Consider the following 6,186-nt stretch of genomic DNA (forward strand, 5'->3'; position numbering starts at 1 on the left):
AAATAAGGAGGCAAAAATTATGGTGAAAAAGATAGATAAATTAGTTCGGGTTACCTTTCTAATACGACTAATCGTCAGTATCTTCATCATTTTGGTCATTCAATTACCTCATGTAGAGGAGATTAACCAAAATGTAGTTTATATCATTGTGGGAATAGGGCTTTTTCTTAGCCTGATATACGAGTTATTGTTGAGGAATAAAGAAGATTTCCCTTATCTAATACATATTATCGCCGGATTAGATGTGGGATTAATTGGGTTTCTTGTAAATTTCACAGGTGGGATTCAAAGTAATTTCTATTTGTTGTATCTTATGCCTTTAATCTTAGCCTCATTTGCTCTTGATACTCAATCTTGTGTCTTTTTCGGTATATTAGTAAGTACCGCATATCTTTTTAATATACTTTTTGATATAGAAAATATTGATGTGCGAACCTATCAATATTTATTTGCAACAAGACTGCCATTATTCTGGGCAATAGTTATTTTGGGCTCTATTTTATCTCGTTACACAAGGAAATTAGCCGAACAAAGCGTTGAAAAAGACAAAATAGTTGACAAACTTCGTGAAGAAATGAATAAAATGTCAGTATTTTATGGAACGACAAGTAAATTATTCTCTTCTTTAATAGACCTGGAAAATATCATGCGATTTGTTGTTGAACGATTTCCTATCATTGCTAATATGGAGCGCTGTACGGTTATGCTTATTGATGAGCATAGTGGCGATTTACTCGGTCGCACCTCTAACCGCATACCTGTTGGAGAACTAAAATGGTTTATGATAAAAAAAGAAGAACCCTTATATGATTGGCTCGTGAGAGACAATAAGCCGGTGATGATTACAGACCCTAACCCAAGTAAGTTTAGAGGCCCTGCTGAGGATTTTGCTGAACGGTATAAAATTAAAACAATGATTACTCTACCATTGATGGGTAATGAAAAGTGCTTTGGAGCGATTCATATCGATAATGTAGATGATGACTCACCAATTTATATTACTGATGAAGGATTAAACGAACTACAAAAACTTGTTAAATTGGTCGCCATAGCCATTGAAAATGTTAAATCTCATAAAGTTGCCGCAGAACAGAGGGAATTAATGAAAAAAGACGAAGAAGCCCTGCGAGAAAAGATGATGCAATTATCAACCTTATTTGATTTTAGTTCTGAGTTAGCCATATCCCATAAATTAGAAGATGTCTTATTGGCAATTGAAAAGAAAATGCTCTGTAACTTTGTTGGAGCAAAAAGTTACAGACTCATACTCATAGATAAGGAAAAAGGAGATGGGTTAAAAACACTTATCTTCAACAACTGTGATGAGACAATTGAAGACAGAGATAAGGAAATCCTCAATGAGGTCATAAAAAGTGGTGACTCTTTCATGGCAATGGATATTCAGAAAGAAGATATTACTAATAGTGAAGGGACTAACATACTTCTTTGTGTCCCGTTAAAAAAGCAAAATGAAACAATTGCGTTACTTGAGATAAAAAAATTAGAGCAAGGTATAACTATAAATCTAACTAAATATGTTATCCTTCTGATTGCGGCTAATGTGATGGCTATCTCTATTTCTAATGCCCAGTTGTATGAGAAAATCTCTTATTTGTCAATAATCGATGGTTTGACCAATCTCTATAATTACAGTTATTTCCAAGACCGCATCAGTGAGGAGATTTTGCGAGCACAAAGGCATAGTCTCCCACTTTCGTTATTAATGCTTGATATTGACCACTTTAAATCTATGAATACTATCTATGGGCATCAGGTTGGAAATCGAATACTGGTTGAGATTTCCAATATTGTCAAAACAGATGCACGAAAAATAGATATAGCCGTCCGCTATGGCGGCGATGAAATTGTTCTGATATTGACTAATACAGATAAAGAAAAGGCAGAGATGGTCGCAAAACGATTGTGTAACCTTATCAGTTCGCATAAGTTTCCTATCGGCAGTGCCGCTTTACCTGTAACGGTAAGTATTGGCGTCATTACCTGCCCGGAGGATGGAACTAAAGAGGATGAATTAATTGTTAAAATGGAAAATATAATGCAAAAGGCAAAAAAGCAAGGAGGAAATCAGGTTCAAGTCTACAAAGAAGTAGCCTGAATATTCAGAGGACAGAAGACCGAAGGTAACTATTCAGCCACTGATTAACACGGATTAGCACGGATAAATACAGAGGTCAGAGGGCAGAAGGCAGAGGACAAAGGACAGAAGACAGAGGTCAGAAGCGGGTTGTCCCCCGCTGGCGGGGGTTAGGGAGTAGGTAGTAGATGGGGTGCGTGTAAAATTTATGGGTAAAAAATATTGAGGAATATTCATCTTTTTGCCGATATAAAGAAATAGGGTGGGAGATTGCATAATTCACCTTATTTTAAAATAGGAGGGAGCAAAAAGATGAAAGTGGAGAATGAATGTATGAGACGATTATGAAAAAAGGGTGGTAGATATAGGAATGAGAAAGGCAAAGAATAAGGAGTTAAAGTTGGCTGAGACAGAGTTAATGGTTCGAGATATGTTGCAAAGGTAGTGGTGCAATAGAAGGGGTTTGTAAGCATGTAGTTGGTTCTCGTTTAAAATAATCAGGGATGAAATGGTCAAAGCAAGGAGCTCAAGGAATTCTACAATTAAGGATTTGCTATCTAAACAATAAATGGGATTTATACTGGGAACAGAAATTGAAGGTAGCGTAAAAGTTACCCACAAATTTTACATATGCCCCCATAAGATCTTGATCTTGACAGAGAGGAAAAAGTAAAGTATAATTGATGAGTGATGAGGTGGTAAGATGGGTAAAAAAGACCGAAAACAAAAGACAGATTACAGAGGGCAGAAAAAGGGGAAATGGAAGGTTTCTTTTAGGATACCAAAGTTTCTTATACCAAAAGATGAACTGATTACTCCAAGAGTATTTACTGTAGTTGATTATGGAGTGGGATTCTTAGTGTTTTTACTCTCCTTTGAGGTATATCTGAAAACATTAACTCCTACCTTGCCATTTGGAGATAGTGGTAATTTTATTACCTGTGCCTATACATTAGGAATTACTCAACCAACAGGTTACCCTACTTATTTAATGATAGGACATTTAGTTACATATCTTCCTTTAGGTAATATAGCTTGGCGAGTAAATCTAATCTCTGCTGTTGTAGCAGCATTAGCTTGTATGACCCTCTATCTTTTACTTTTAAAACTCCAGAGTTTTAGACCTTATAAACAAGATAGAAAAGATTCTTTGGTGGTTCAATACACTCCTCCAGTTGTTGCGGCTTTATTATTAGCAGTATCCTCTACCTTCTGGTCTCAAGCAGTAGTAACAGAGGTATATACCCTTAATGCTCTATTTCTATTATCAATGGTATTACTACTTGTAATCTGGCGTGAGCGGATAATAAATTATAACTCTCAAATAAATTCAAATGTTAATTTACCACTTTATTTATTTGCATTTGTTTGTGGGTTAAGTTTTACTCATCAGTTATCAACTATATTTATAATCCCATCAGCAATATTTTGGATATTAATAACAGATAAAAAGATATTTCTTGAGTATAAAAGACTTGGATTATTAATACTTCTTTTTCTAATAGGGCTTCTTCCTTATCTATATTTGCCAATTAGGGCAAGTATGGAAGCAGAACCAGTTTGGAGAGATACGAGTACATTATTGAGTCTTATAGATCATGTTACAGGAAAAGAATTTCAGGACAGGATGACACTTCTTACGGTTAATGAGTTTAAAGAGATAAAACAGTGGGTATTTCACTTAGTAAATATTGCCAGGATAAAGGAATATTTTAATTTATTTATTAAACAATTTACGGGATATATATGGTGGATTGGTATAATTGGACTCTGGATACTCTTTAAAAATAATTTTAAATTATTAGTGTTATTAGTGCTAATTTTCATAGCTGATGTACTTTACTCAATAAATTATCAAATCATAGATATAGAGGTTTATTACATACCATCATTTGTAGTCTGGGGTGTATTTATTGGATGTGGAATAAAGGGGATAATCAATCTTGTAAAGGTTGTAAGGTTCAAATCTTCTTTTATTAAGATAGGAGGAAGTTATATTCTTTGTACTTTATTATTATTTTCTCCAATTATTGCATATAGCCAGAATTATTATCAAAACAATAAATCAAAATATTACTTTGCTTATGACTTTGGTCGAAATATCCTAATGCAATTACCGGATAAAGCAATCTTAATTGTTCAAGCTGAACCGGATATACTCACTACCTGGTATCATAGATATATTGAGAAGGCAAGAGAAGATGTAGCTATTGTTAGGGTATATAACCTGAATGAAGCCTGGTATATATCAAACATTAAAAATAGGTATCCTTGGTTAAAGATAGAACTAAATGAGGAACCAGTAAAAGGTTTATATTCCCATTATCAACCCATATTTAAAAGGATTCTTAATGACAATATTGACTCCTTTTCTATATATTTTGTCTTTAGAGATGCACTTATTACGAATGTAGGTATAGAAAAAGGATACTCAATTGATGAAGGGATTCTTTCTAAATGTTTAAAGGAAAAGACAGAGGTTATAAATACATTAAAAAATCCTGATTACATTTATAGAGGGATATTTGATAAAGAAAGCTATAAAGACTTTTGGGCAAAGGTTGCTATTCGACGATATGCGATTGACTACAACGATAGAGGGCGTGAATACTTCCGAGTTAAGAAATATATAGATGCAGAGGCAGCATTCAAAATGGCAATAAACCTGATACCTGAAGGTATTGAATATTATTATAATTTAGGTTTGGTATATTTCAATCAAAAAAGATATGATTTAGCAATAAAAACATTTCAAAAAGCCTTAAAGTTAGACCCTAAATATATAAATGCATATAAAAGTATAGGAAATATCTATGAAAAACTTGGTAATATTAAGGAGGCAATTAATAATTATAAAAAGGTAGTTGAAATAGATACACAAGATATAGAGATGCACAATGCATTAGCTCGTGTCTATTATAAAGATGGGATGTTAGATAAAGTTATTGAAGAATGTAAAGAAATCATAAGAATTGCTCCAAACAATATTGAAGCATATGAAGACTTAGGTAGTATTTATTATATAAAAAGGATGTATAAGCATGCAGTAGTGGTATTTAATTATTTATTAAAACTTGACCCAGATAATAGTTATGCAGAACAAATGCTTGAAATAATAAAAAAAATAAAAAAAAATTAAACTTTTTTCTTGACATTAATTAGTAATGAGGGTATAATATCTGGAGTTTCGTGAATTCTCTATGATTCTTTCCTCCTTTAATCTTTGCGTTCTTTGCGGTTGATTTCTTTGCGTTCTTTGCGGTTAAAAAAAAGGATAAACCACAAAGGGCACAAAGTAGTAACGCAAAGGACACAAAGGGAAGAAAATAGGTGAAGCATTTTTTATCAACTCAACTTCAAAGGACAAGTTGCAAAAAAATCATCAGGCTTTTGAGCCTAATTTTACCATCTTTGAGCAAAATAAACAGATTGATAAGGATAAAGAGAACTTTAGATAACCTCAATAGTAGCATAAAATTTACGAAAGTCCAGAATATAAAAAGTCGATATTTTTACTCGTAATATTTATTCTGAACGCAATGGTGAAAAGGATATATATCCCTTATATTTGTAGCTGCAATTTCTATATGGCGAAAAAACTAACTATACAAAGGGATGAACGCAGATTATCAGGATAAAAAAAGTAAGGCAAGCATCCTTGCTTGCCAATAACCACTATGCTCTCACAACCGTGGAAGGTTGTGTTACTTTTATTCCCTAATTTCTGAAAGGAGGAAAGAACAATGATGAATTTTAAAAATGTGTTAATTGTGGGTTTAATAGTAGGAGGATTAGTTTGTGGAGTAAACAATAGTTTTGCATCAGAGTCAGGTGTCTGTTGGGTAATTGACTGGTATCGCGGTGAAGTAGTGAAATTATCACCAAAGGGGAGTGAAACAGTTCGAGTGGGTGGATTTCAACTTCCTGATTCAATTTCAGTAAATCCCGCAGATGGCACATGCTGGGTGGCTGATAGTGGTCACGATCAAGTAGTGAAATTATCACCAAATGGTAGTGAGATGGTGAGAGTGGGTGGATTTTCTATACTAAGGGCAGTTTCAGTAAATCCGGCAGATGGCACATGCTGGGTG

Annotated in this window: 3 protein-coding genes; all 3 read left to right on the forward strand. The window is 33.8% G+C overall.

The features are described from left to right. Positions 1–2,116, forward strand: a 2,116-nt coding sequence (locus AB1422_13185) for a diguanylate cyclase (GenBank protein ID MEW6620264.1), incomplete at its 5' end; no start/stop codon positions are given. A 682-nt stretch (positions 2,117–2,798) separates the two neighbouring features. Further along, on the forward strand, positions 2,799–5,234 hold the full coding sequence (locus tag AB1422_13190; protein MEW6620265.1) for a DUF2723 domain-containing protein: 2,436 nt from the start codon (positions 2,799–2,801) through the stop codon (positions 5,232–5,234). A 604-nt stretch (positions 5,235–5,838) separates the two neighbouring features. Beyond that, positions 5,839–6,186, forward strand: a 348-nt coding sequence (locus AB1422_13195; protein ID MEW6620266.1) for a hypothetical protein, incomplete at its 3' end; no start/stop codon positions are given.

Source organism: bacterium, assembly GCA_040757115.1.
GTDB lineage: Bacteria > UBA9089 > CG2-30-40-21 > CG2-30-40-21 > SBAY01 > JBFLXS01.